The following is a 26,961-nucleotide window of genomic DNA, read 5'->3' on the forward strand; positions in this document are numbered from 1 at the left end:
TTTTATTTTCGTTATAATAAATAAGCTGGAGGTTTATATGATATTAAAAATTATTCTTATAGCCATCATGGTTATTCATACAATATTCGATTTCATCCTACGCTCAATCGCCATAAAACATCGTGAGCTTCCTTTACCAGAAGAAGTTTCTGATATTTATAGTGAAGAACGTTTTCAAAAATTTAAAGCCTACAAGAAAGACTATCTTTTCCCAGGTATTTTCCAAAGTCTTCTTTCACTTATTGTTGATATTGTCATTATTGTGTCACCCTTCTATTCTCTTATGGAAAGACTGGGAAGAAATAATATCTATTTAATCTTTATTGTGACACTTTTAATTACTTCGCTTATTGAAGAAATAGTGAATCTGCCTTTTGATTATTATGCGACATTTGTGATTGAAGAAAAATATGGCAAAAACAAAAAGACCCCTCTCATCTTCTTCAAAGATGAATGCTTAGGTTTTGTTTCAAATCTTGTCATCATGTGTATGATTGTTCTGCCATTAACAGCACTTGTCCTGCATCTTATTCATCACACAGCACTTACTTCCTTCACCCTTACTAACAGTATTGTCTTTACGCTTATTCTCGCAGTCGGTATTGGTGTAGTCATGCTTATCGCTATGGGATTATCTTATATTGTTCTCAATATACAATATAAATTTACTGACTTAGAAGATGGTGAACTTAAAGATAAAATCATCTATCTCATGCGTGATTCAAAGAAGAAAGTCAAACATATTAAAGTCTATAATGAATCTAAGAAATCCACAGGAAAGAATGCCTTTCTATTAAAGATGTTATGGTATAGGGAGTTTGGTATTGCGGATAACTTTATTAATGAAAATGATGAAGATGAACTCTTAGCTGTCTTAAGTCATGAGATTGGTCATCTCAAACACAAAAAGAATATCTATAACTATCTTCGCTATATATTTATATCTATGCTTCTGATTGTATTGATTGTTGTACTGACACATTTGCCATTCTTTAACAAACTCTATATCTACTTCCTTCAAGCTTTTAATATCAAGACACTTAACATCTTACTGCTTGGCGAAGTCATCGTCACACTGTTTAGGCCAATCATGCGTATGTTAAGCATCTTCAATAACTATGTCTCAAGAAAAGAAGAATATGAAGCTGATGATAATGCGGTCAAGGAAGGTTATGGTGAAGCACTGATACAAACCTTTAAAACACTTAGTTCTGATGAGCTTGTTGATGTCAATCCTGCTCCTATAATCGAATTCATAGAATTCGATCATCCTGGCATGTATAACCGTATTCATCATATTCACCAGCAAATACAAGAAAAACAAAATAAATAAGGAGGAAACTTATGGACAAAACAATATTCAAACCTATTCACACAAAAGTTAATTATTCTGATGATTGTATTGAAGTCATCAAAAAAGACAAGGCAGCACCTGATGAAAATACCTATCTTAGAAATACATTATATGATTTTCACAACGGTACAATTGAGGTAGATGTGCTCAGTAAGCTTACAAAAGACGCCCCAGATTATGCTAGAGGATTTATCGGCATCGTCTTTCGTGCTAACGCAAATGATAGTGAATTTGAGTCATTCTATATTCGTCCTACTAATGGCATGAATTGCTTAGATCCCGTTAGAAAGTCACATGGCTGTCAATATTTTTCCTATCCAGGCTATACCTTTGCCTATTTCCGTGAATTTGGTATAGAAGGATATGAAAATGCAGTAGATACAATTGCACTTGAAAAATGGTCACATATTAAAGCAGAGATTCATGACAATAAGGGTATCTTCTTTGTAGATCATAAAAAGGTGCTAGAAGTTAATGGTTTTAAACATGGCGCAAATGCTAGAGGAGCTATTGGACTCTATGTTGACATTGGAACTGATGGCTTCTTTAAGAACCTTAAAGTGACATGTACAGACTAAAACATAAGTTATAATAATATCAAAAAAGTGAATCATATTTTCATATACTTGTCATATGCACAAAAACCGATCATTCCTATTTTAGGATTGGTCGGTTTTTCTCTTAATTCTTAACACATCAACTTTACTATATAGTTTAGAACTGATCAAAGTAATCAACTGCTTCAAGAGAAACAGGATTGTTGAGATAAACATAGTTGAACTGATGATAAATAATATAATCTTGAATATGAAACCTACAAAGACCATTATCATGCTTAAGAACGGATTTATAAGCAAAAGTAATACCTTTTAGCTCTTTGATTAGATGCATCATCAAGCCAAAGTCACTAATTGTTGTGACAGCACTGAATTCATTTAAATCATGATTATATTCTTTGAGAATACTTTCAAAGATATGTCTTGTCCCCGATCCTTCTTCACGCAGAAAAAGGTGCTCTTTAAACATATCTTGGGCAGGGATAATTTTATTAGCGAAAGGATGGCTCTTATGGCATACCCCGACAAACTCTTCTTTCTTATAAGTCCTGCTGGCATATTGATTACGATCAAAAGTCCCTTCTACGAGAGCAAAATCAAGTTCTCCTTCGGATAAGAGTTGTAATAAGTGATCCGTATTATCCATCACAACACAGATATTATTACCTTTTACTTTTAAATAGTTGGTGATCTTTTCATCGATTTCAAAACCGCCAACTGTTTTCGTAACACCGATACGCAGCGTTCTCCCTTCATGTTGTTGAAGCTTAAGCTGGAGTTGTTTTTCTTGATAACACATGTTTTGGGCATATGTCTGCAATATTTTTCCTTGCTTAGTAAGTGTGAGAATACGATTTTCATAGTGAAAAAGTCTACAGTTATAGGCTTGTTCGAGGTAATGAATATGTTGTGTGACAGCAGGCTGTGTCATATGCAGTGCTTCTGCTGTCTTACGATAGTTTCTTATCTTACAAAGCATGAGAAATGTCTTGAGTCTTGTATCAATCATGTATCCCCCCTTTTTAATAAAATATATTTATCAACCCATATTTATTAATAATTGGATATTATCATAATACTGTTTTATACTCAACGAGAATACTAAAGGGGAATTTTCATATTATGCAAAAATATCTTAAAGGTATCATTCTTTGTTTAGTGATATCCATTGTTTCATGGTTATTGGGAAAGCAGTTTCCTATTGTTGGTGGAGCTGTAATAGCGATTATTATGGGGATGATTATTACGTTGTTCTATCACAATGAGGAAACAAATGCAGGTATAAACTTTACCTCTAAATATATCTTACAGCTTGCCGTTGTCTTACTTGGGTTTGGCATGAATTTAGGGTTGATTGTACATACTGGTGTGGAATCTTTACCTATTATTCTCTGTACTATTTCCACTTCACTTATTATTGCAGCCATACTCGCTAAAGCGATGCATATACCAACACGTATTACGACATTAGTTGGGGTAGGTTCTTCTATTTGTGGAGGTTCAGCGATTGCTGCAACAGCACCGGTAATTGATGCTGATGATAATGAAGTCGCCCAGGCTATTTCCATTATTTTCTTCTTTAATGTCCTTGCTGCCTTGTTCTTCCCCATGTTGGGTAAATTCATCGGCATGAGTACAACATCAGGACATGCCTTTGGTTTATTTGCCGGTACAGCCGTCAATGACACATCTTCCGTTACAGCCACAGCTTCTACATGGGATAGTATGTGGCATTTAGGGACAAGCACACTCGATCAAGCTGTCACAGTCAAGCTCACAAGAACACTTGCGATTATTCCTATTACACTTGTATTAGCTCTAATGCAGATGAAGAAAAACAAAAACAAAGGCCAGTTCTCTTTAAAACAAGCCTTCCCAACATTTATTCTTTACTTTATTCTTGCCGCAATCATTAGCACTATTGCCTTACATTTTGGCGTAGGTTCAAGCCTCTTTGCCTTCTTAAAAGAACTCAGTAAATTCTTAATTGTCATGGCAATGGCTGCAATTGGTCTTAAAAGCAACATTATTCAGCTTATTAAGACTGGTGGTAAACCTATCTTACTTGGGGCATGTTGCTGGGCAGGGATCACTGTTGTCAGTCTTACTCTTCAGCATCTTCTTGCCATCTGGTAATTCTCACAACAACTCCTATATAGAAACAAAAAGTGACTCATTCCATTAAAGGGATGGGTCACTTTATATTAGCGTTCAATTTTATGAATAAATAAACCACTTCTTAACTTTGGTTCAAACCAAGTTGACTTAGGAGGCATGAGTAAATGTGCGTCAGCCACATTGAGCAGCTCTGTAATAGATGTTGGATACATCGCAAAAGCAACACCTGCATTTTTAGTTTTTTCAACATCTTTTACAAGTTCATCAATACCTCTTATTCCTCCGACAAACTTAATACGCTGATCAGTTCTAGGATCACCAATACCAAGAATTGGGGCTAAGAGTTCATCTTGTAAGATAGCTACATCAAGTGAATCGACAGGAGAAGCAGCTTTGGCTTTTAAGACATCTTTCTTAACTTTAAGCTTGTACCAGACTTCATCTAAATACATAGTTATTTCGCCCTTTTTTTTAGGTTTATCTTTTTTAGGTAATGACTTAATATCAAACTTCTCACCTACTTTACGCAAGAAAGCTTCGTCAGTTAATCCATTTAAGTCTTTGACAACACGATTATAATCTAGAATGGCTAGTTCATCATCAGGGAAGAGAACGGATAAGAAATAATTGAATTCTTCATTTCCCTGATAGTCTGGATGCTCTTCTCTTCGCTTTAAAGCAACCTTAACAGCACTGGCGGCACGATGGTGCCCATCGGCAATATAAGTACATGGGACTTGATTGAAATTTTCTTCAAGCATGCTGATATCTTGTTCATCACTAACAATCCATACACGATGATGAATGCCATCATCACTGATAAAGTCATAGAGTGGTGTATCTGTTTTGACTTTTTTGACAACCTCTTTAATACTCTTCTGGCTACGATATGTCAAAAAGATAGGTCCTGTCTGGGCTGATGTTGTATCCACATGATGTATACGATCAGCTTCTTTCTTTGCCACAGTTAATTCATGTTTCTTACATACATCATTAAGATAATCATCAACAGCACTCAATGCAACAATACCTGTTTGTGTATGATCACCCATAGTGAGTTCATAAAGATAATAATAAGGCTTTTCATCCTGGACAAAGATGCCTCTTTCCTCTTCTTCTATAAGCATCTCATTTGCCTTATCATAAACATCATCACCATACATATCATGATTATCATCAAATTGTGTTTCAGGTCGATCTATATTCAAGAAGGATAAAGGCTTATCCTTTACATATGCTTTTGCTTCTTCACGATCATATACATCATAAGGTAGTGCTGCTACATCCTTTGCATATTGTACAGCTGGTCTTAATGCTTTAAATGGTTTTACTATTGCCATAATCATCCTTCTTTCGTTCTTTTGACAAATATTATACTGATATTTTATGATATATACAATATTATATTCTTATTATTCTCGTTGCCTTATCATATCATATATGATATAAATAAGCACAAGGGAATGAATGTCTCCCGCGAGCAATCGAAACCGCTATTAAGCTGATGACTTCTATCTTATTGATAGGGGCATTGGCTTTTTTATTGCCCCTAACACGGAGGAAATGTTTATGTTGTTGAGTTTATCTATTATTATTTTTGCTGGACTAATGCTTGGTTATGTGTCCAATAGAATCAGGCTGCCGGCTATTGTTGGTATGTTGGTAGCTGGGATTGTCTTGGGGCCACATGGACTAAATGTGTTGGATCAATCCATTCTTGCGATATCAAGTGTTTTAAGAAAGATTGCCTTGATTATCATTCTCGCCAAAGCTGGTCTTTCTTTAGATATTGGTGATTTAAAGCGTATAGGTCGTCCTGCTGTATTGCTTTGTTTTGTCCCTGCTTCCTTTGAAATCCTTGCCTTCTTACTCTTTGCCCCAAAACTGCTAGGTGTAAGCTTAATTGAAGCAGGGATTTTAGGAGCAGTTATGGGTGCTGTCTCTCCTGCTATTGTTGTGCCAAGATTGTCCTATCTTATTGAAGAGCACTGGGGTACTAAGAAAGGTATTCCACAAATGATATTAGCTGGAGCGAGTGCTGATGATGTCTATAATATTGTTATTTTCACAATGCTTATTGGGATGGAGAAAGGTGGCAATATTTCTCTTCTTAACTTCTTGAAAGTACCTGAATCCATTATTCTTGGTGCATTATTAGGGGCTATGATTGGTCTAGTCTTAAGCTGGTATTTCAAGACATTCCATATCCGTGATTCCTTAAAAGTCACGATTATTATGGCAATCGGTATGGCACTATATTATTTAGAAGGCATTCTCACTGGCATGATTGCGATATCTGGTTTATTAGCCGTAATGGCGATGGGACTTACCATCAATAACCGTAATGCAAAAGTCGCCAAAAGACTGACAGGCAAGTTCTCACGTTTATGGGTTGCGGCAGAAATCTTCCTCTTCGTACTTGTTGGAGCAAGTGTTGACATCAAGTATGCTTCACAGGCAGGTATCATGATGATTGTGATGTTATTGATTGGCTTGGCATTTAGAATGCTTGGTGTCTATATCAGTATTCTAGGCACAACACTTACAAAGAAAGAGCGTTTATTCTGCTTACTTGCCGAACTTCCAAAGGCAACTGTACAGGCAGCCATCGGTGGTGTCCCACTTTCCATGGGCTTGCCATGTGGTAAACTTGTGCTCTCTTTCTCCGTCATTGCCATCTTAATCACTGCCCCACTTGGTGCAAAGGCCATTGATGCAAGTTACAAAAAATTACTGACAAGAGATTTAGAACATGCTTAATTGACAACTTCTTCAATAACTCTCATGTTTTACAGTTATGAAGATCATAAAGGCAAAATATTTTGACATAATCAATATATTTCGCCTTTTTCTTTTCTTGTTTTATGGCGTACTTTTTTGTAAATTCATAATCATTGCATATATTATTGGTTTTACAGTTAAAAACACAATTCATGTAAAAATTATTGATATAATCAATGGTTTTCGTGTTTTTAAAGAATATTTTCATTTCGTACTTTTTTGATTTTATATATCGGCTTATTCTATTTTAGAAAAATGGTAACTTTACCAGTTTTCTAAAATAGAATGAACTCATCATTGTCCTATAGGTAGATTGATGGACATAAAAAGACGGTCCTGAGACTGTCCATGTGTGATATTTATTTTAATCTATGTATTTCTTGTATTCCCCATAACCTTCTTTTTCCATATCATCATAGGGAATGAAGCGAAGTGCTGCTGAATTAATGCAGTATCTGAGCCCACCTTTATCTTTTGGACCATCCTTAAACACATGTCCAAGATGAGAATTGGCTCCTGCACTTCTTACTTCTGTACGAATCATAAGATGAGAAAAATCCATCTTGTTCTTTAAAGTCTCTTCTTTAATAGGCTTTGTGAAAGCAGGCCAGCCACAGCCAGAATCATACTTATCCTTTGATGTAAATAATGGTTCTCCACTTACCACATCAACATATAATCCCTTTTCAAAGAAATGATCATATTTTCCTGTAAATGCTCTTTCAGTCGCTGAATGTTGTGTGACTTCATAGGCAAGCTTGCCAATTCTTTCTTCTAATTCTTCTGGTGATTCCTTTTTAGATTTACTGTTGCTTTTTCCTAGATTAAACATTTTTTGAGGAATATGGCAATAGCCGGATGGATTCTTTTTTAGATATTTTTGATGATATTGCTCTGCTGAATAGAAATTTCTAAGTGGTTCAAGCTCTACTTTGAGTTTTTGGCCAACATTTTGTTCTTCAGCTTGATATACTTTTTGTGCTTCTAGAAGCTGATTCTCAGTCGTATAGTAGATTCCTGTACGGTATTGAATACCAACATCGTTACCCTGTTTATTTACAGATGTTGGATCAACCACAAGAAAGTAGTATTTCAAAAGCTCAGTTAGTGTAATCTTTGACTCATCATATTCAACCTTTACCGTCTCAGCATGTCCACTACTTCGGCATACTTCTTCATAGCTAGGAGCTTCTTCAGGACCGTTCGCATAACCTACTTCAGTTGATATAACGCCATCAAATTGATCAAAGTATTTTTGAACGCCCCAAAAGCATCCTCCAGCAAGATAAATTGTCTTCATAATTCTACCACCTCTTTTATTTATTGTTTTTCATTTTATCATCTTGAATATATCAAATAAATCACTATGCTTCCACAAACATAGCAATGTTTCCTATTTTAGAAAAATAGGGTAAGCATTTTAAAACGTCGATATTTCTAAATAGCAACTGCAATAAAGCTATTATCATAAAATTTCACTTTTAGTCAAAGCTATTTTTCAACTGTCATCTTGCATTGCAATGCTATTGGAGATATCTTTCAAACGAACAAATACTAAAAGAAGCTTAATCTAACTGTTAGGTTAGAGCTAAGCTTCTTTTCTATGAAATCATATTTGATTATGCAAATAATTCTTTAAGTTCTTTTACATCTGTTGTATTCAACAGCTTTTCAACAAGTTCATCATTGCCAAGCTTACCAGCGATATCCGCAAGAAGCATCATGTGATTTCTTGCATAGTCATTATTGTTGGATACAGCAAAGAGAAATACAAATTTTACACCTTTACCGTCAAGTGTTTCCCATTTAATTTCATGATTCAGTCTTGCAATGGCGATGCCTACATTTGTGACCGAATCACTCTTTCCATGGGGAATGGCAATGTAGTTGCCAATGCCAGTCACACCTAGGCTTTCGCGATAGTAGATGTCCTTTTTGAATGTTTCAACATTATCTATATATCCAGCATCTTTAAGTTTCTTTGATAAGATTGTAAGGACTTCATCCTTGTCTTTTGCATCAACATTTAGGTCAATGATCCTTTCATCTAAAACATCCGATACTTTCATGTCCCATTTCCTCCTAACGAATTAAATATCTATACAGATCTAAATTAGATTTAGTGTTTCTGATTTTTTGTACCTTCTCTTCATTTTCAATGAGAGAGATATATTCTTTATAGAATATCTGCATTCTCTGTATCTCTTCATGTGTTGTCAGCTTGATGGCTAACAGAAAAATAATATCAACAGATTCATCTTCATCCCAGGCAATAGGTTCGTCCAGAGTCACTATCGCAACATGGGATTCGTTGACTGCACTTTCAGCGCCATGTGGCAAGGCCATATGATTACCTATCGATGTTGAAGTAATGGCTTCTCTATCAAGTACCGTCTGACAGAATTCCTTTTTAACATAACCCTTTTTCTCTAATGCCAAGGACATCTTTCTAAGTAGATCTTCCTTGTTTTCGGCATGTATATTGAGTTGAATAAGCTCCGGATCAAATAGAGGATGACAGACAGGCGAGAACGTGTTCTTAAGGCTTTCTCTTGTGAGGTTCATATCATCCATGAACGATCTTAGTGTAAGCAATCCTTCATCACTCAGGAGATTTGTTATAATGACCAGTCTAGAATCATTCAAGTTCATTGGATGGTCAGCTATTATTATTTGTGCATCCTTGCATTTATTGGGAGTAAAATCATGTCGACCAACAACCTTTATTTCATCTATTTCAGGAATATTCTTTGTGATTCGTGAACTGACTAGTTCTACGTAACCACGTGTCATGTTTGATACCAGTACGGCCTTATAGTTTTCCTGCTTTCTTTCTAACGCTGACTGAATATAAAGCGCAACATAAGCAAGCTCGTCTTCAGTTATTTGTATATCGAAATACTTTTCAAAGAGAATTGCAGCTGACAGTGTTGCCCTGAAGACATTCTTGTATTCACTTTTTATAAAGTCAACCATTGCGTTCTCGTGTGGAGTGCCGGAACGAAGTCGGAATATAGTAGGACGAAGATGGAAAACAAGGCTTTCCCTTAATCTTGTGTCATTGCTTAAATCGACATTGAGAATGCCACCTACTGTATCAATGAGAATATCGGCAAACTCAATGAGCTTTTCATCATATTTATGGATTGCTCCCCAGGAATCTTCCGAATTGCTGATATTAATGAAACGAGAGCACATGATCTGTGTAGCTAGGAAATAAGTATCATTATCCGATATTGAAATATAGAGAAGACGCTGAATCTTTGCAAAGATGGCTACTGCAAACTGGTATTCAGCATAATGCTGAAGCGTTTCAATATCCTCAGAACTTATATTTCTAGGCTGTGCAATATTCGAACGATAAACAGCTAAAACACAGTAAACATATATTTCATAGAATGAATCATCGGTAAGAAGGTAGTTCCAGTCACTTTCAACTTCCTTGATAACTCTCTTAATGAGCTCTGTATTGATACCATAAAAGAGTTCATTGACCTGACCTTCGATGCTTTCATTCTTGTTAAAACTACAGATAAATTCTTTTAAAGCGAGGCGATATGCATTTTCTTCATATGCCAGTAAATAGCCTCTTCCGCTTACATTGACTATTTTGATACTGAACTCATCCAGCCATTCTTGTGCACTCTTGATGATCTTATGTACTGTTGGCGTAGATAAGTAGAGCTGTTCTGATAAGGATCTGATGGAAATAGCTTCCTGTGGGAATAACTTGAAGAATGCCTTCAATACAAAGATCACGCGATCCTTTGTATCATTCGCAACCGTCAGATTGTTTCCCTTGATGAAGTTAGCGACTTCATCTTTCTTGTCCTCATACACATTAAGCCATATGCCGACTCTTGGCTTCTTTTCAATCATTCCAAGATTCTTCTCAGCTAAGAAGTCTTCTGTAAGCTCTATTTTATTTCTGGCTGCTTTAAGTGATAAATTAAGACAATCAGCAATGTCCTTGGTTGCTACGACTTTACCATCTAGCAAATATTCTATTATTTTCTTAACATAATACTCTGATTGATCCTTCTTCATTTCTTACTCCTTCAAAAACAATACTAAAAGTAATAGAAGATTATTATAACTCACATCCAGAAATAATTATAGAGACTATCATACACATATGCCAAATGAGAGAGAATAAATCCTGGATTGAATTTCATTGAGATTGGTTTGGAGACTAACAAATGTACGAGCTTTCCAGCAATCTATTCCCTGTTCCATTCAGCTATCAATAATCAGTTTGGATTACTTTGTATACAAGCTTGCTTTTCCAACTGAGTCAAATAATCTACATTTTTCTTCAACAACACGCTCACATTCCTTCATGCCTTCTGGATAGATTTCCAAAGGTTCACGATAGTCAGGGTTCGCATTGAGAACTTCACGAGTCTTCTTATAGAACACAGACTTGATGTCTGATGAGATATTGATTTTTGAGATACCATGCTTTACTGCTGCAGCAATTTCTTCATCCTTGTTTGAAGAACCGCCATGCAATACAAGAGGAATAGTAACTTCTTCTGTGATCTGATCTAAGATGTCAATTCTTAGCTTTGGTTTCATGTTGCTTGGATAGATGCCGTGTGCAGTACCAATTGCGACAGCGAATGTATCGATACCTGTATCTTCAATGAACTGCTTTGCTTCAGCAGGAACAGTATAGATAACGCCCTGTGTTCCACCTTCGATAGAGTTGCCAGTTGTACCAATAGTTCCTAATTCTGATTCAACTGAGACATTAGCTAAATGAGCCGTTTCTACGACTTTCTTTGTGATGGCTACGTTTTCTTCATAAGGAAGTCTTGAAGCATCAATCATGACTGATGTCATACCTGCCTGGATTGCCTTTACAACCGTTTCATATGTATCACCATGATCAAGATGGATGACTACTGGGACATTTGTTCTTGTTGCTTCATAGATCATTGCCTGAATCTGACTGTAACCTACGAATCTGAATTCATCTGGACTCATTTCAAGAATAACTGGTGACTGTAATTCATTGACCTTCTTCATGACAGCCTTTAATAACTGATCACTTCCAATATTAAAAGCTGGAACTGCGAATTTATTTTCCTTTGCGACTTTAAGCAAATCTGCCATATTCATTAACATAATCTTCTACCTCTTCTTTTATAATGATTTTCCGACTGAACCTGATAGTTCAATATAATGCTTGACGATCTGTTGACTTTCCTTTTCAACCTGATTCATCATGACCCAGTAATTGATGTCTGGATCCTCTGCTAAATGCTGTTTTATTGCTGCTGTGTTCGCATTCATGAAATCACAGCCTACATTGATTTTGTTGATACCATATTTGACTGAATTGATGATGTTCTCATCACCTGAGCCGGAACCACCATGCAATACGAGTGGAGCATGTGTAAGTTCCTTGATTTCCTTGAGCCGTTCAAAGTCAAACTTAGGTACATAGCCTTCAGGATAATTGCCATGGCTTGATCCATAAGATACTGCAAGACAGTCAACGCCAGTTTCTTTTAGGAATCTTAAAGCTTCCTGTGGGCGTGTCTTCATATCATCATCTGTACGATGTCCATCATTTGCACCCATGCATCCGATTTCACCCTCTACTGAGGCACCATATGTCTGGGCGAATTCAACAATGCTGCGTGTAATGGCAATGTTCTGATCAAGATCATAGCGAGATGCATCCATCATGACGCTTGAGAAGCCGTCATGAAGTGCCTTCTTGACAAGAGCAATGTCAGCGCCATGGTCGAAGTTTAAGGCAACTTCGACACTGGCACGCTGTGCTAGATGCTTCACGATTGGCGCTATGAGCGCACTGTCACAATGATTGACAAGATGTTCCTGGACAATGTTGATAATGATTGGAGCTCTTAATGATGCAGCTGCATCAATGACTGCCCTGGATGTTTCAATGTTGAAACAGTTGATAGCCATGACTGCATAATTTCCTTCATTTGCACGCATAAGCATGCCCTTCATTGAAGTATACACTCATCATCACCCCTATTAGCTTAACTGAATGCTTGATAAATCTACTTCTTCCTCTTCATCAGTGAAGACATTGTTTCTAGCTTCTTCTTCAGTAAGTCTCTTCTTCAATACGACAAGCAATACACCGGTTACTAATGAGCCGATAAGCAATGCTGCAACGGCTACTAATGGCTTGCTCATTGCAGGGATAACGAATACACCACCTGATGGAACAGGAGAACCATTGCCAAACATAAAGCTGATCATTCCACATACTCCACAGCCGATAGATGTTGAAATAACAGTACGGATAAGATCATTCATAGCAATTGGGATAACGCCTTCAGAGATCATACATACGCCCATTGGGAATGCTACCTTGATCGCATCAACTTCCTGATCTGTATAGATTCTCTTCTTGATGACCTTAGAGATTAATAATGCAAATGTTACACCGAATGGTGGTACCATTGCTGCTAATACCTTGATGCCTTCAGGACCAGTAATGCCTTCAAGCAATAAGCCATCACAAATAAGGTTAGGAACTTTAGAGATTGCTCCGCCATAGTCAATACAACCGATTGCACCAATAACGAAGCCATATAATGCTTTTTGAGACTGATCTAAGCCTGTAATAAAGTCATGTAATCCACCAGTAATATAAGTAATAGGACCACCTAATACGAAGTACATCAATAAGCCACCGATTGCTGCTGTTAATGTTGGTACGATCATCATAGGCATAAGTGCTTCTGCCCACTTTGGAACCTTTACATACTTGATAATTGCCTTAGCGATATAGCCTGATACGAAGCCACCGATGATGCCACCTAAGAAGCCTGCTCCTAAGAATGAAGCAATCTGGCCCATCAAGAAACCAGGAGCAATACCAGGACGGTCAGCAATTGAGTAAGAAATATAACCAGCAATGAATGATGGCAAGAGTCCCATTCCTAGTACACCAAGTGAAGTAAATGCACTTGGAATAGTCAATTGAGACATCTTAGTAACTACCTGGCCACCCATAAGGTTTCCAATTGCGATAAGTAAACCTGAAGCAACAACTAATGGAAGCATGTATGATATTGCTGTCAGCAAGTGCTGCTTCACTTCTAATAAGACTTTTTTCATTTTCCTTTTTCCTCCCTGAACAATGAAAGACTTATGATTTTTGTAATTCTGATTCGATTTTCTGAATGATCTGCTTAGGTGCCTTGACAACTAAGCTTGTAGGAACTTTGACAGTACGCTTTCCTTCAAAGCGTTCCATTCCTGTAATAGCGATATCCACTGCAAGAATGACAACATCAGCATCCTTTATTTCCTGTTCTGTTAATGCGTCTTCTGTACCGATTGTTCCTTGTGTCTCAACATGAATTGTATGCCCTAATGCTTCTGCGGCTCTGATGAGCTTTTCTTTGGCGATATACGTATGAGCAATTCCTGATGTACACGCTGCTACTGCTACGATTTTCATGACGTTCACCTCCTGTTATTATTTTGAGATCCCTTGTCTCTTCTGTGCCTTTATACTATCATGTAAAGGCTTTCATTTCGTAACGACAATGGTCATAATAATGTGCTCTATTTTCTTTTTACCCCTAAAATAGGGAACATTATTATGCCTTTGTGATTTATTAAAGATATTTCTATAAGTGCTTATTTTGTAAATATTAGTGTATATCTAAATATATACTAATATAAAGTATTTTATACATAACATATATTTTAAACATTGAAAACATAATAAAGTAAATCAACAAATAATTCATTATCATCCGCCTGTCTATAAATATGAACGAATGGAATGAATACTTTTTATCAATGTTGATAGTGCGTAGACATCCTCTATTTATATTTCATCAAAACAAAAAGTCTCGTTAAGTCATATAGCAAAATGATATTTGTGTATTAAATATAAACACCCAGGATGCATATGCATTTACTGGGTGTTTATAACAACTCATATTGTATTACGAACATTTAAGAATTGGTATACATCTATCTTGCTCATAAACTTCAATATAAAAAACATAATATATCTTACTAATAGCAATATAACAACGGCAATCGTTAAACTTCTATATTAAATATAATTTGCATTACATGTTTAATTAGCTAGATTTAACATTTATCAAATGATATTTTATTAATCCCTCTAAACTCTTCAAGCATATCCTTAAGTACAATTGCTGTACGAATGCTCTTTTTGTATGCATTAGTTTTCGCTTCACATTCGGTTTTTATATAATCAAACGCATTTGAACTATTAATACGCTTTTTCAAATTCAACTTATTGCTTTTGATATAATTTTCAAAATTATTTCTTTCAATTTCTGATTCAAAAAAGAGTATGACTTCCTCGTTCCTCGTAAAAGCTAATCTTTCATCTGGATTTTCCGGATCATACATAAACTGCATCAATTGTTCTATATGGCTTCCTTTAACAACACACTTATATTTGATGACATCTCGATGGTATTTATCAAAGTTTACATATCTCCATTCGGGAACAGGAATACTCAACCTTCCTCCGTCTAAAATTACAATTTGAAAGCTTTCTAACGTAGTCCCTCTTGCTTTAATATCCATCATGTAATAAGAAGTTGATTCATTCGTCTGAACATAGGAATAGAATTCATCAGTCCTTCGCCCTGCTTCATAATCTTCTTCAGAACACTCCAGGGTATACTCGGGTAAATAGATATTATAATAGCCATTATCACTTTTTACCCAATTCAACTTATTGACTAGCTCATCAAAAATATAATCTAGTGGTGCTTTAGTAAGTCCAAAACGTTTGCGCCATAAGTTTTCTATTACTCCAATTTCAGCATTTCCATTATCAGGCGTATTTTTATCTCCGATTCTTGCATAAATACATCCCGGTCTCATTTTACCATATTGCTTCTTTAAATATACGGGTGTTTTATTTGTATTATAGACTCGCAAAACATCTAATTCTACGTCTTGAAAAATTAAGGATTCAAGCGATATACTTGGCAAGTTATCTCCAGCGAATGATAAGTTAGAAATTGTATCTATTATATCTGCTTGTTTTTTTCTCTCTCCCGCCATACCAGTTATTGATAAATCATCTGCAATGCCAAAAATTATAAAACAATCCTCATCATGAACTGTATTAGCGAAGCAAATTATATCCTTTAGCAAATCTTCAGTTTTTTCATACCATTCCTGTTTGAAGTCCCAAAATTCCCCTTCTCTTTTTTGTTTGAGAAAAAATGATATTAATTCATCTAATGGTAATTTGCTATATCTCACTTAATCCTCCTCCGTAAACAACTTCAGCTTAGAAATATCCATTTTACTTCCAGATAAATAGTAATCATAAGCCATATCCTCAAGTGACTTATGAAGTCTTGGATAGAGCGAGTCCTTGATATCAACAATCAAATGACTATATGTATTCATTTGAAGAAGCATTGGTTCCAATAAGTATCTTGTCTTGCCAGAACCTGGTGCTCCCACGATCATATGATTTACACCGCCAAAATTGTCAGGTAAACCCATATAAGCATCCTTACCAACTCTCATCTTTTCCATATTCTCTTTTTCCTCCTAGAACATGATGTCTTCTTCAAAAGAAATCACTTCGTTTAATGCACGATAGCTAAAGAGATGATCAGCAATACCGTAGTCAATAGCTTCTTGTCCTTTCAACCATGTTTCTTTTTCGCAGTCTCGTTCTATTTCAGTAACCGTATGCTTTGTCCATTCCGCAAGATCTTGATAAATCATACGTTCACTGTCACCAATCATCTCAGATAGACTCTTGATGCTTGTCGAATTAATCATTGAATAAGGTGTGATAGAAGGCTGATGAATCATAACTTTACCATGAGGCATGATGAAGCGATGGCCTTCAGGTAGGGATGCAAATACAAGAGATCCTGCACTTGCACAGATTTCACTGACAACACCAAAGAACTTCACTGGTGCTCTTTCAATGAAATCAATAAGATGATAAGCAGCATTTACACTACCACCTGGCGTATTGAAATAAAGAGTAATTGGACTACTTTCGCTTTCTTGAATAAGAAGCTCGCAAATAGTAATAAGGGATTCAATAGACTCCGATGTAATCTCATCACTCAAAGTGACTTTTCTCATCTTAGAAGTAAGATAAGCCTTTGCATCGATTGCGAATGGTCCGTTTACACTCTGTGAAACGAACACTTGATTTGTTTGTGAATTCATAATGTACTTTTCCTTTCTTTTCTACTTACAATACTATTGTTTCATCATAACCCAAGTTCGCTTCTTGCTTAACCATGAGAAGAAAACTCTTTATCCTTATATTATATATACATGTTCACCTCATAAGACTATCTGTACGTTGATGTAATAAACTATTATAAATCTTAATCAATAATTGAGGAACCGTGTGAGGAGAAAAGTAGATAGGAATACTTTATAAGTGTTGGGGATATAGTTTTTTTGTTCGGGAATTATATTATAGCACTTCGATTTTGGCTTATAAACTTTTTACAGTGAGTATTGAAGTGGTGGATATATTGGGCACTATTTTATTGATTAATATGCAAATCATTTGCATTTTTAGTTATTTCCTCTACAATAGAAGCGTAAGTGAGGAATTGAAATGGATACAATATTAAAAAGACGCAGTGTTAGAAAATGGCTTGATCAACCGGTTGAAGAAGAGAAGATCAAAACCATTCTCAAAGCTGCGATGAATGCCCCTAGTGCTGGCAATCAAATGCCATGGGAGTTTATTGTTGTGGAAGATAAGGCAATACTTGAAGAGCTTTCCAACTCATCACCCTATGCCAAATGTGTTGCGCATGCACCAGTTGCTATTGTTGTAGTTTATCGAACTGATGACTTAAGATTTCCAAGCTATGCACAAATTGATAGTGCAATAGCTGCAGAGAATATCTTGTTGGCTATTACAGACCTAGGACTAGGTGGTGTATGGCTAGGGATTGCACCGGAAGAGGAACGGATGGAGAAAGTTGAGAAGATCTTGCATCTAGAAAACAAGCATGCTTTCGCTATTATTCCATTTGGCTACAGTGATATGACACTTGATCCAAATGATAAATATGATGAAGAGAGAATCACTTGGTATAAGTAGTAGAAGACTTGCATATTAATCATAAAGATATATAATTAGCACTGGTCTATTAAGAGTGCAAAACTTGAAGGAGTGAATTTTATGGCAAAAGTAGATATTATTTCTGGTTTCTTAGGAGCTGGAAAAACAACATTAATTAAAAAATTAGTGAAAGAATCTTTAGGTAATGAAAAGGTTGTTTTAATTGAAAATGAATTTGGTGAAATCTCTATTGATGGTGGTTTCATGAGAAATGCAGGGATTCAGGTTAATGAATTATCCCAGGGATGTATTTGTTGTTCTTTGGTGGGTGACTTTGAAGCATCATTAAAGCAGGTATTGGATCAGTATAATCCTGATCGTATTGTCATTGAACCTAGTGGTGTTGGTAAGTTATCAGATATTATTGATGCTGTTGAAAAGGTGAATGATGAAAGACTTGAATTAAATAGCTTCTTGGCTGTTGTTGATGCCAAGAAATGTAAGATGTATCATAAGAACTTTGGTGAATTCTTCAATAACCAGATTGCTTCTGCATCCATTGTTGTATTAAGTAGAACACAGGATGTTGATGAAGCTAAGTTAGCGACTGATCTTGATATCGTTAGAGAATTAAATGAACATGCCCCAGTTATTACAACACCATGGGATGAAATTACTGGTGATCAGATTCTTGAAGCAGCTAACAATAAAGAAGCACTTGAAAAAGCTTTAGTTGCAGCTGCTAAAGAACATGAACATTCTGTTGAAGGACATCATCATCACCACCATCATGATCATGATCACGAATGTGAAGATGAACATTGTGAATGTCATCATCATGATGAACACGATCATGAACATCATCATGACCACGATGAACATGAGCATGAACATCATCATCACCACCATCATCACCATGATGGAGAAGCACATCCACATACAGATGATGGCGATACAAAACTCTATTATAATGAAGAAGATGCTCATGATGCTGATGAAGTCTTCCAGTCAATTGGTGTAGAAACAGCACATACATTCACACCTGAAGAAATTAAAGAAAAGCTTGATGTTCTTACAAATGATGATTCTGTAGGTAATATCTTAAGAGCTAAGGGTATTGTAAGAGGTACTGAGAATAAGTGGTATGAATTTGACTATGTTGCTGGTGATAGCGAAATTAGAGAAACAACACCTGATGTTGGTGGTCGATTAGTTGTGATTGGTGAGAACTTGGATGCCAAGAAGCTCTATGATTTAATGAAAGGTTAGTCTATGGATAATATTGAAACAAGAATCTATTTATTTACTGGTTTCTTAGAAAGCGGCAAGACGACATTTGCGAATGATACAATTGTAAACACAAACTTCTGTGAAGACGAAAGAACAGTTCTTATCGTTACAGAAGAAGGTGAAGTAGAATACGACGTTAAACAGCTTAAAGAACACAATACTGACTATGTTGAAGTAGAAGATATTGAAACACTTAAAGACACATCCTTCTGGCATGATCTTAAGACAAAATATCAGCCTACTCAGGTTTTAGTAGAATACAATGGTATGTGGGATGTACCTACATTCATGAATGCCCCATTCCCTAAGGGATGGGATATCGTCCAGATCCTTACAACTATTGATGCCAGCAAGTTTACATACTTTGTCAACAATACAAATATGCGTTCCTATCTCTTCCAGCATTGTTCTCAATCAGACTTAATCATCTTCAATCGTATTGAAGGTGTTAAGAAGTCATTCATGAGAAACAATATCAAAGCCATGAACCAGCAAGCACAGATTATCTATGAGAAGTCTGATGGTTCTATTGATAATAGTATGCAGGATGAATTACCATATGATTACAACGCTGATGAATTTGATGTTGCTGATCATGATTTTGGTATCTTCTGCTATGATGTTATGGAACATCCAGAACGCTATGCCAATAAGAAAGTACGTATTAAAGGTAAGTTCATAGGTAAAGATAAAGTGAGAAAGAATGGCTTTATCCTAGGCCGTTATGCCATGGTATGTTGTGAACAGGATACTTCATTAATTGGTATGCTTGTAGAAAGTGAACCAGAAATCATTAACCAGTTCATTCCTAATGAATGGCTCATTATTGAAGGTCATACAACAAGTGATTATGATCCTGAATTACAGATGCCTGTCATTACGCTACATGCAGAAAACATCGAAGTCACAAAACCACTTGATTATGAATATGTCACATTTGACTAATCAATACTAAGGGATGCCGAGGCATCCCTTTTAATTATATGTAGCGAATTACCACATTTTAATAAAAAGAAAAGTGCCCTATTATCCTTTAAATAAAGGACTTTTAGGCACTTTTTATTTACTTAAGTGTTTAATAAATTGAATATTAACTACAATTGTCAGCTTTGAGATAAGATTATTCTTTTATTAAAATCATAATAGGACATCTAAATATTGTCTCATTACCTTTTCACATTTCATAAGTTGCGCATATTGAATAAGACGATTCAAATTTCTCTCTTTCCTTCGCAAATAATTCACCATGATTTCCTTCATTTCTTCAATACTAATCTTCTTCCTGTAATATATGATATCTACCACAGTCTTTTCCATATTACAAATTTGAAATTCATTTTTACCTTCTTTAACCATAATAACACCGATATCATGCCTATCATTTGTATAATAATGAACTTTCATTGGTGGCCAATCGGGTATAGTAGACATCTTTGCCTTTCTTGGTATCGCAACATCAACAGCATCTGGAATATATGTCGTGAGATTATAGTATGATGCAGCACTTAGCAAACAAATAACTCCCTTAGGTGCATATGCCTCCACATAATAGAAGTCAGATTCCTCACCACAATAATTTATATTTTCAAAATAACTCTTAATCAGTTTAATCAATTTCCCCATATTAACTAACTTACTAATCTTATACTGTAATAAACCTCTTTCTTTAAGTTCTTGCATGGAAAAATCTTTTGATCTTCAGGAAGTACAACTGTTTCCATTAATCAACGCTCCTTTTAATTAATTTTCGGCATATTATATAATTGCCGTATTTCATTTAATTTATACATAAGAGTTTATTAATCTTCAATCAGAATAAAATCAATATTTTACTTCATTTGATATTGATTATTTGCCATTCTTTATTGAAAAAGACTTGTTCTTCATTATTCTTTTTACTATATTAACTTCAATGATTGCATTTATCTAACAATTACATTACATTTACCAATAGAGGTGATCTCAATGTCTAAAACTACAAATATTAATATTCGAATTGATTTAGAATTTAAGTCTGAACTTGAAAACTTATATAGTCAATATGGCATGTCTATTACTGAAGCCATTAATATTTTCCTACATGTATCCCTTATGGAAGGTGGTCTTCCATTTGAAGTTCGGCAGCAGAGATACAACACAGAAACAGAATCTGCTATGAGAGAAGCTCGTGCGATTGCCAATGGTCTTATCCCGGCAAAGAAATATTCTTCTGCTGCTGAAATGATTAATGATGCTCTTGAATAAGCTTACATGTTATTATCATGCATTAATGAGTAATCATATTAAATATGTCAATGCTGTATCTCATTCAGATTTATTCCAAAGCACAAAACACTATCTTCTCTTTAAAGAGTGTAGATAGTGTTTTCTTTTATATTATTGATGTCATTGATATTTGTTACATTGTTGATATCTAAGCAACTGTTATTTTCAGTTGTAGTGAGTAGTATGAGTCAGATGTATAAAGTCATTCACATGCATATTTGTCTTATTTACAAGTCTCTATCATTGATGTCTAAAATAGCGAAATAGAACTAGTCAGTTAATATGATATATGTTAGTATGTGGCTACATTCAAAATAAGGGGGATATGAATGAAAATTATTAAGAAATACAATGAAACAAGTCTTGTAGTGAGAATCATTTGTGGTTTAGCTATCGGCTTACTTTTAGCACTTATTGTACCGAAGGTTCTTAAGTTAGAAATTATTGGTAATATCTTTATTGGTGCATTAAGGGGTATTGCTCCAATATTAGTCTTTGCCTTAGTTACATCGGCATTAGTAAATGGCTCTGGCAAGATGGATCGTCGTTTTGGGTCCGTTATCTTCTTATATATGCTTTCAACATTCCTAGCTGCCTTTGTAGCCGTTGCAGGAAGTTTTCTCTTTCCACAGACTATCGCCCTAGGAACAGCCTATAAGGCAGAGAGTGTACCTAGTGGTATCTTTGAAGTCATCAGTAACCTTCTCCTCAAGCTTGTGGATAATCCTATTAATGCCCTAGCACAGGCTAACTATATTGGCATTCTCTTCTGGGCAATTATCTTTGCTTTTGCCTTAAAGTCATTTGCTTCTGAAAGTACTAAGGCATTTATTGGTAATATCTCAGATGCTCTTACGAAGATTGTAAAGTGGATTATTAATATGGCTCCTTTTGGGGTAATGGGGCTTGTTTATCAGACTGTTTCAGCTAATGGACTTGGTGTCTTTGTGAAATATGGTTCATTACTGGGATTATTAGTTGGATGTATGCTTTTGGTGGCATTGGTTGTTGATCCATTGATTGCCTTTATTGTTTTAAGACGTAATCCTTACCCATTAGTCTTTAGATGTTTAAAAGAATCAGGCGTCACAGCATTCTTTACAAGAAGTTCAGCTGCCAATATTCCTGTTAATATGGCTTTTTGTGAGAAGCTTGGTTTAGATCGAGATATGTATTCTATTTCTATTCCCTTAGGGGCAACGATTAATATGGATGGTGCAGCCATTACTATTACCGTTATGACACTTGCTACAGCGAATACTTTAGGTATTCATCCTGATTTAGTATCTGCATTGATGCTTTCTATTCTTTCAACATTAGCTGCATGTGGTTCTTCTGGGGTGACTGGAGGATCATTGTTGTTGATTCCAATGGCATGTTCTTTATTTAATATTCCTAATAGTATTGCCATGCAGGTTGTAGGTGTAGGAATTATCTTAGGTGTTGTCCAGGATTCAGTCGAAACAGCCTTGAATTCTTCTGGTGATGTCATGTTTGCTGCAACAGCAGAATTTAGAGAATGGCAGAAGAAGGGCAAACTCCTCCCTGACTTCATGTATTCTAGAAAAGAAAGAGCAAAATTCAACAATACAGACAACGCTTAGAGTGAGATTATTCTCACTCTTTTTTAGTAGTCTGTCAGCAAGAAAGCCATATATGTAGGTAGAGTTAGAATCTTACCTTCTCTTCCTACATTATATTGTCCTAATTTAATAGCTTGTTGGATATGATATTTCTCAGGGTGATTGAGAATAGTTTTTGTGCTTTTTGTATTACCTGTTGTGGCTTTTACTTCAACAAGAACAGCTTCTGTATGATATCTCATGACAAAATCAATCTCCAAACCACTATCTTTATGATAATAGTAAAGCTTTCTGCCCATCTTATGAAATATATCAGCGATAAGATTTTCAAAAATAGCACCCTTATATCCATAAAGATGACCATTTAATACATCAAACTGCGTCCCATCTTCCAACATACTAATAAATAATCCTGTATCACACATATACACCTTAAAAACATCCTGAATGGCATTTCCATCCAATGGTAATTCGGGTATTGACAAATTATAACATCTTGTAATAATACCTGCATCTTCAATCCATTGTAGACTACCCATATATCTTGAAGCAGTCGATCCTTTTTTTATAACAGAATATTGGAATTTCTTATTTTCTTTACTTAATTGTTTAGGTATGGATTCAAAACATTCTCTAATATGGGCTTTATCGGTATTTGATGCGTATTTAATCATATCATCTTTATAAGATGCAACAATATCACGTTGTATCTGTAGAACTGCATCCATTTGCTTTGTAGACACAAATGTCTGTACAGCATCAGGCATACCGCCTACTACAGTATATTGTAATAAGAGTTGTTGGAATCTATGATGTAATGCACCAACAACTGGTGTTTCATTCTTTAAAGAAATTCTAAGCATATCAATCATATTATCCGTAATCCCATTAGCCCATAAGAACTCTTCAAAATCCATAGGATACATTTCTATCACTGTTTCATAGCCAACAGGTATTGATGAGGGCATTTCACGATATCCTTTAATTCCCAACAAAGACCCTGTTCCAATAACATCATAGCGTCCATCAACCTTAAAGAATTTCAATGACGTACGTGCTTGTGGACACTCCTGAATCTCATCAAAAATAATAATGGTTTCTCCTGGCTTAAATATAGCTTTATCACCAAGTAAAGCACTCATCATCATTGTAAGGTAATCAATATCCAATGAATCTTGAAAAATGCTTTGAAAGTGTGGATTCTCAAAGAAATTCAAATAAACGACATATTGATAATACTTCTTTGCGAAAGCTAATACAGAGGATGTTTTCCCACACTGTCTACATCCCTTAATAATAAGTGGTTTATGATTCTTATTTTCCTTCCATTCCTCTAAGTGTCTATCAATCTTTCTCTTCAGCATAAAAATCATCCTCCTCTACTTCTAGTATAATGTAGGCAAAATATTTTTTAAAGGACTTTTCGCTATTATATACAACTTTTTCAAGGGAGTTTTACGTCTTACCAACAACTTTTTCAAGCGACTTTTTAGTCTTATGAACAACTTTTTCGAGGGAGTTCGAGATACAAGAATATTTTTTCCTAGTTATGTAAAAAAAAACTATGTTATGCCTGTGGTTTGATAAAATAGTGTTATGGAGGTCACGTGTATGGAAGACAACTATCATACTTTTAGAAACCAGCTTGAAAATAAAACAATCAAAGAATTTACAAAGTCAATTGATAAAAACAAACTTACCTTTGAATCAAGTTATGCCACAGGAATCATTAGCTTTAATGCTCATCATATTATTGAGATGGAAGTCATTAATAAGAAAGATGCCAAGTCTGAATTCTATATCCACTTCCAGTACAACAACAATGCTCATGCATTAGCACTTTATCAAGAATTCCAGGATGCTCTTATTCAGACAAAAAAGAAACACACGCTTAGTGTCCTTCTTTGTTGCAGCGGGGGACTGACAACAAGCTATTTTGCGATGTTGTTGAATGAAGGAGCACAGGCTATCTCTCTTGATTATCACTTTGATGCCATGAGTTTTGATCATCTCTATCATAAAGGTAATAATTATGATGTCATTCTACTTGCCCCACAAATAAGCTATAAGCATAAAGAAGCAGAAAGTGCACTTCGCCATAAACTTATTATCGACATTCCAGCTTCCATCTTTGCCCGTTATGATGTTGGCGCTATGTTCCATCATATCGCTTCATCCCTAGAAACCTACAAGAAGAGAGACACCTCCCCTATTGATCTTCCCATCAAAAAAGATATCCACAACACCACAACAATCCTCGTCTTGGGATATATCAGACACATGGATAAAACACGTATTGTTTATCGTATCTATGATCATAATCAAATCCTACTCACTAATGAAGTCATCAAATCACATCTTCGTTTAGAAGATATGCGTGATATTATTACAATGATTCTGACTTTATATGATATTAAGATGGTCGGTATTGCTATGCCTGGTATTATCAACAATGGTACACCCTATTCTGAAAGTGATACTTTTAGTTATGAGAATGTTTATGAATATTTTAAGAATCAGTTTGATATTCCTATTGTCTTAAACAACGATGTCAATGCCATGGCAGTAGGACAATATCTTACGCAGGATGAAACTGAGAATCTCTCCTTCCTCTTCCAGCCTAGAGGAGCAATCTATTCAGGTATTGGCAATATTATCGATGGTAAACTGCATACCGGTCATGCTCATGTCTCAGGTGAATCCTTTTTAGTCATGAAACATGCCAACTGTTCTCCTCAAGACTTATATACGACTGAAGAGGGAGAAATCAAGATGGTTGCATGTGCATTAAACGCCCTGATTGCCATGGTTGCTCCTGACAAGATTATCTACTATTGTGAACAGATTCCCGATACAAAGAAACTCATTGATGCATTAACTATTGATATACCTGAAAATGTCATGCCTGTAATTGAGAAAACAATACATATTAAGGACTATATGCTTCTTGGTGAACTCTATCTCGCTGCCCAGTACTATCATGAACATCTTTAGCATCAGTTTCTAACCACATTCTATCCACAATGGTTAAAATAGCTTTAAATTAGCTTTTATATTCCCTAATCAATTAAGCATATAGTGTCATTTCCTCTTTACATGATAAAAATGCGGATATCCGCAAAAATTTCATGAATAATAAGATACAACCATAAATAATCAACTTAATCCCACGGTTTTAACCGTGGGATGCCTTCTAATTATCTTTTTATTTTTTCTTTAGAATGCAAATATTATTTTCTATTCATTTTCTAATCATTTTGATTAATTCGGTTAGATATGGTTAGAATAGAGCTGAATAAAATGTTTTAAAGAAAGTGAAAATATCGAACTAAAATCAGTTGTTATTGATGATGTGAACTACCACCCACCTAAAGGTAGGTGGCTTCTGAGAGCCTTACGGCTCTATTTAAGAAGTTTGATATTTAAGTTTCCACCTGACAAGTCAGGCAATCCTTATTCTTACAGGCGTGTCCACTTCGCCTCTACCGTATAGGATGCTGACATCCACAACGCTACTTTTAAGCATGATGTTCAATGCGCCATTAACATCCGCATTGATTGCTTTCCCGCTTGCGGTTTTATACTGCCCTCTGTGTACTCTTTTGCCGCTAAACTGATATTCTCTTGGATTATCAGCATTGTAAACAGGGATGTCATCCTGATCCCAGAATGATGATTTTGATGTATAGGACTCTTCCTGTTTTACAAATATAATGCCATTTAGTCTGCAGAGATATTCAAGCTTGCTGCGGAGCTGACCGTATGGGATATTTACAAAGTTCTGATTATTCCGCTTCCCTATATGGCTGCTGTGCTGAAACGTTTCGTTGTAACCGACTACGAGAGCGCCTATATCATGAGCGATGCAGTAGTTTATTACTTTGCGGGCAGCCTTGTTCATGTAATCATTGACTTTGTTATTACGGTCTCTTGCAATCGCCTTTTGTCTGTTCGTAG

General features: G+C 35.6%; 25 protein-coding genes and 1 riboswitch. Of the genes, 10 read left to right on the top strand and 15 right to left on the bottom strand.

Going from position 1 to position 26,961, the window contains the following annotated elements; all coding sequences use genetic code 11:
- The first annotated feature begins 37 nt into the window (after window positions 1–37).
- Together T529_RS0102300 and T529_RS0102305 are read left to right on the top strand one after the other, a co-directional pair.
- Window positions 38–1,333 carry a M48 family metallopeptidase gene (locus T529_RS0102300; RefSeq protein WP_033161999.1) on the top strand — a complete coding sequence of 432 codons (1,296 nt, stop codon included), beginning with the start codon at window positions 38–40 and terminating at the stop codon, window positions 1,331–1,333.
- Between the two features lie 11 nt (window positions 1,334–1,344).
- On the top strand, window positions 1,345–1,932 hold the full coding sequence (locus T529_RS0102305; RefSeq protein ID WP_033162000.1) for a hypothetical protein: 588 nt from the start codon (window positions 1,345–1,347) through the stop codon (window positions 1,930–1,932).
- A 136-nt stretch (window positions 1,933–2,068) separates the two neighbouring features.
- On the opposite strand, the gene T529_RS0102310 is transcribed toward T529_RS0102305, so the two are convergent.
- On the bottom strand, window positions 2,069–2,920 hold the full coding sequence (locus T529_RS0102310) for a LysR family transcriptional regulator (RefSeq protein ID WP_033162001.1): 852 nt from the start codon (window positions 2,918–2,920) through the stop codon (window positions 2,069–2,071).
- 113 nt (window positions 2,921–3,033) lie between these two features.
- Between T529_RS0102310 and T529_RS0102315 the strand changes: the two genes are divergently transcribed.
- Complete coding sequence (locus T529_RS0102315) at window positions 3,034–4,047, top strand: YeiH family protein (RefSeq protein WP_033162002.1); 1,014 nt, start codon at window positions 3,034–3,036, stop codon at window positions 4,045–4,047.
- 68 nt (window positions 4,048–4,115) lie between these two features.
- Here the strand turns inward: T529_RS0102315 and T529_RS0102320 are convergent, their stop codons facing one another.
- Window positions 4,116–5,369 (bottom strand): DUF1015 domain-containing protein, encoded by a 1,254-nt coding sequence (locus T529_RS0102320; RefSeq protein ID WP_033162003.1) that lies wholly within the window; start codon window positions 5,367–5,369, stop codon window positions 4,116–4,118.
- Window positions 5,370–5,479: 110 nt separating this feature from the next.
- Window positions 5,480–5,550, top strand: a riboswitch (Fluoride riboswitch).
- 48 nt (window positions 5,551–5,598) lie between these two features.
- Between T529_RS0102320 and T529_RS0102325 the strand changes: the two genes are divergently transcribed.
- Entirely contained in the window at window positions 5,599–6,789 is a 1,191-nt protein-coding gene (locus T529_RS0102325; protein ID WP_033162004.1) for a cation:proton antiporter, read from the top strand.
- Between the two features lie 385 nt (window positions 6,790–7,174).
- Here T529_RS0102325 and msrB read toward each other — a convergent pair whose 3' ends face one another.
- The 10 genes from msrB to T529_RS0102375 form a co-directional block, all read right to left on the bottom strand.
- A complete protein-coding gene (gene msrB, locus T529_RS13865; protein ID WP_051646807.1) occupies window positions 7,175–8,110 on the bottom strand; it encodes a peptide-methionine (R)-S-oxide reductase MsrB in 936 nt (311 codons plus the stop codon).
- 319 nt (window positions 8,111–8,429) lie between these two features.
- Window positions 8,430–8,879, bottom strand: coding sequence for a PTS sugar transporter subunit IIA (locus tag T529_RS0102335; protein ID WP_033162005.1), 450 nt, complete (start codon window positions 8,877–8,879; stop codon window positions 8,430–8,432).
- Window positions 8,880–8,892: 13 nt separating this feature from the next.
- Window positions 8,893–10,857: a BglG family transcription antiterminator gene (locus T529_RS0102340; RefSeq protein WP_033162006.1), complete on the bottom strand. Its 1,965-nt coding sequence runs from the start codon at window positions 10,855–10,857 to the stop codon at window positions 8,893–8,895.
- Window positions 10,858–11,070: 213 nt separating this feature from the next.
- Complete coding sequence (locus T529_RS0102345) at window positions 11,071–11,940, bottom strand: ketose-bisphosphate aldolase (RefSeq protein WP_033162007.1); 870 nt, start codon at window positions 11,938–11,940, stop codon at window positions 11,071–11,073.
- An 18-nt stretch (window positions 11,941–11,958) separates the two neighbouring features.
- Window positions 11,959–12,798: a class II fructose-bisphosphate aldolase gene (locus tag T529_RS0102350; protein WP_274518630.1), complete on the bottom strand. Its 840-nt coding sequence runs from the start codon at window positions 12,796–12,798 to the stop codon at window positions 11,959–11,961.
- Window positions 12,799–12,825: 27 nt separating this feature from the next.
- A complete protein-coding gene (locus tag T529_RS0102355; RefSeq protein ID WP_033162009.1) occupies window positions 12,826–13,920 on the bottom strand; it encodes a PTS fructose transporter subunit IIC in 1,095 nt (364 codons plus the stop codon).
- A gap of 31 nt (window positions 13,921–13,951) precedes the next feature.
- Window positions 13,952–14,266: a PTS fructose transporter subunit IIB gene (locus tag T529_RS0102360; RefSeq protein ID WP_033162010.1), complete on the bottom strand. Its 315-nt coding sequence runs from the start codon at window positions 14,264–14,266 to the stop codon at window positions 13,952–13,954.
- Between the two features lie 647 nt (window positions 14,267–14,913).
- Window positions 14,914–16,071 carry an AlbA family DNA-binding domain-containing protein gene (locus tag T529_RS0102365; protein WP_033162011.1) on the bottom strand — a complete coding sequence of 386 codons (1,158 nt, stop codon included), beginning with the start codon at window positions 16,069–16,071 and terminating at the stop codon, window positions 14,914–14,916.
- A complete protein-coding gene (locus T529_RS0102370; RefSeq protein ID WP_033162012.1) occupies window positions 16,072–16,353 on the bottom strand; it encodes a hypothetical protein in 282 nt (93 codons plus the stop codon). It lies immediately after the preceding gene.
- Window positions 16,354–16,368: 15 nt separating this feature from the next.
- Window positions 16,369–17,007 carry an ATP-dependent Clp protease proteolytic subunit gene (locus tag T529_RS0102375; protein WP_033162013.1) on the bottom strand — a complete coding sequence of 213 codons (639 nt, stop codon included), beginning with the start codon at window positions 17,005–17,007 and terminating at the stop codon, window positions 16,369–16,371.
- A 403-nt stretch (window positions 17,008–17,410) separates the two neighbouring features.
- Here T529_RS0102375 and T529_RS0102380 point away from each other — a divergent pair, with 403 nt between their 5' ends.
- The 3 genes from T529_RS0102380 (at window position 17,411) to T529_RS0102390 (ending at window position 20,101) form a co-directional block, all read left to right on the top strand.
- Window positions 17,411–17,905, top strand: coding sequence for a nitroreductase family protein (locus T529_RS0102380; RefSeq protein WP_033162014.1), 495 nt, complete (start codon window positions 17,411–17,413; stop codon window positions 17,903–17,905).
- An 81-nt stretch (window positions 17,906–17,986) separates the two neighbouring features.
- Window positions 17,987–19,135, top strand: coding sequence for a CobW family GTP-binding protein (locus T529_RS0102385; RefSeq protein ID WP_033162015.1), 1,149 nt, complete (start codon window positions 17,987–17,989; stop codon window positions 19,133–19,135).
- Between the two features lie 3 nt (window positions 19,136–19,138).
- Window positions 19,139–20,101: a TIGR03943 family putative permease subunit gene (locus tag T529_RS0102390; protein WP_177164937.1), complete on the top strand. Its 963-nt coding sequence runs from the start codon at window positions 19,139–19,141 to the stop codon at window positions 20,099–20,101.
- A gap of 192 nt (window positions 20,102–20,293) precedes the next feature.
- On the opposite strand, the gene T529_RS0102395 is transcribed toward T529_RS0102390, so the two are convergent.
- Window positions 20,294–20,836: a type IV toxin-antitoxin system AbiEi family antitoxin domain-containing protein gene (locus tag T529_RS0102395; RefSeq protein ID WP_033162016.1), complete on the bottom strand. Its 543-nt coding sequence runs from the start codon at window positions 20,834–20,836 to the stop codon at window positions 20,294–20,296.
- A 285-nt stretch (window positions 20,837–21,121) separates the two neighbouring features.
- On the opposite strand from T529_RS0102395, the gene T529_RS0102400 reads away from it, so the two are divergent.
- Window positions 21,122–21,400 (top strand): type II toxin-antitoxin system RelB/DinJ family antitoxin, encoded by a 279-nt coding sequence (locus T529_RS0102400; protein ID WP_033162017.1) that lies wholly within the window; start codon window positions 21,122–21,124, stop codon window positions 21,398–21,400.
- 350 nt (window positions 21,401–21,750) lie between these two features.
- A complete protein-coding gene (gene sstT, locus T529_RS0102405; RefSeq protein WP_033162018.1) occupies window positions 21,751–23,025 on the top strand; it encodes a serine/threonine transporter SstT in 1,275 nt (424 codons plus the stop codon).
- Window positions 23,026–23,048: 23 nt separating this feature from the next.
- On the opposite strand, the gene T529_RS0102410 is transcribed toward sstT, so the two are convergent.
- Window positions 23,049–24,368 (bottom strand): ATP-binding protein, encoded by a 1,320-nt coding sequence (locus T529_RS0102410; RefSeq protein WP_033162019.1) that lies wholly within the window; start codon window positions 24,366–24,368, stop codon window positions 23,049–23,051.
- Between the two features lie 247 nt (window positions 24,369–24,615).
- Between T529_RS0102410 and T529_RS0102415 the strand changes: the two genes are divergently transcribed.
- Window positions 24,616–25,998 (top strand): ROK family protein, encoded by a 1,383-nt coding sequence (locus tag T529_RS0102415; protein WP_033162020.1) that lies wholly within the window; start codon window positions 24,616–24,618, stop codon window positions 25,996–25,998.
- 448 nt (window positions 25,999–26,446) lie between these two features.
- Here T529_RS0102415 and T529_RS0102420 read toward each other — a convergent pair.
- Window positions 26,447–26,961, bottom strand: a 515-nt coding sequence (locus tag T529_RS0102420) for an IS200/IS605 family accessory protein TnpB-related protein (RefSeq protein WP_033162021.1), incomplete at its 5' end; no start/stop codon positions are given.

This window comes from Sharpea azabuensis DSM 18934 (assembly GCF_000702165.1).
Classification (GTDB): Bacteria; Bacillota_I; Bacilli_A; order Erysipelotrichales; family Coprobacillaceae; genus Sharpea; species Sharpea azabuensis.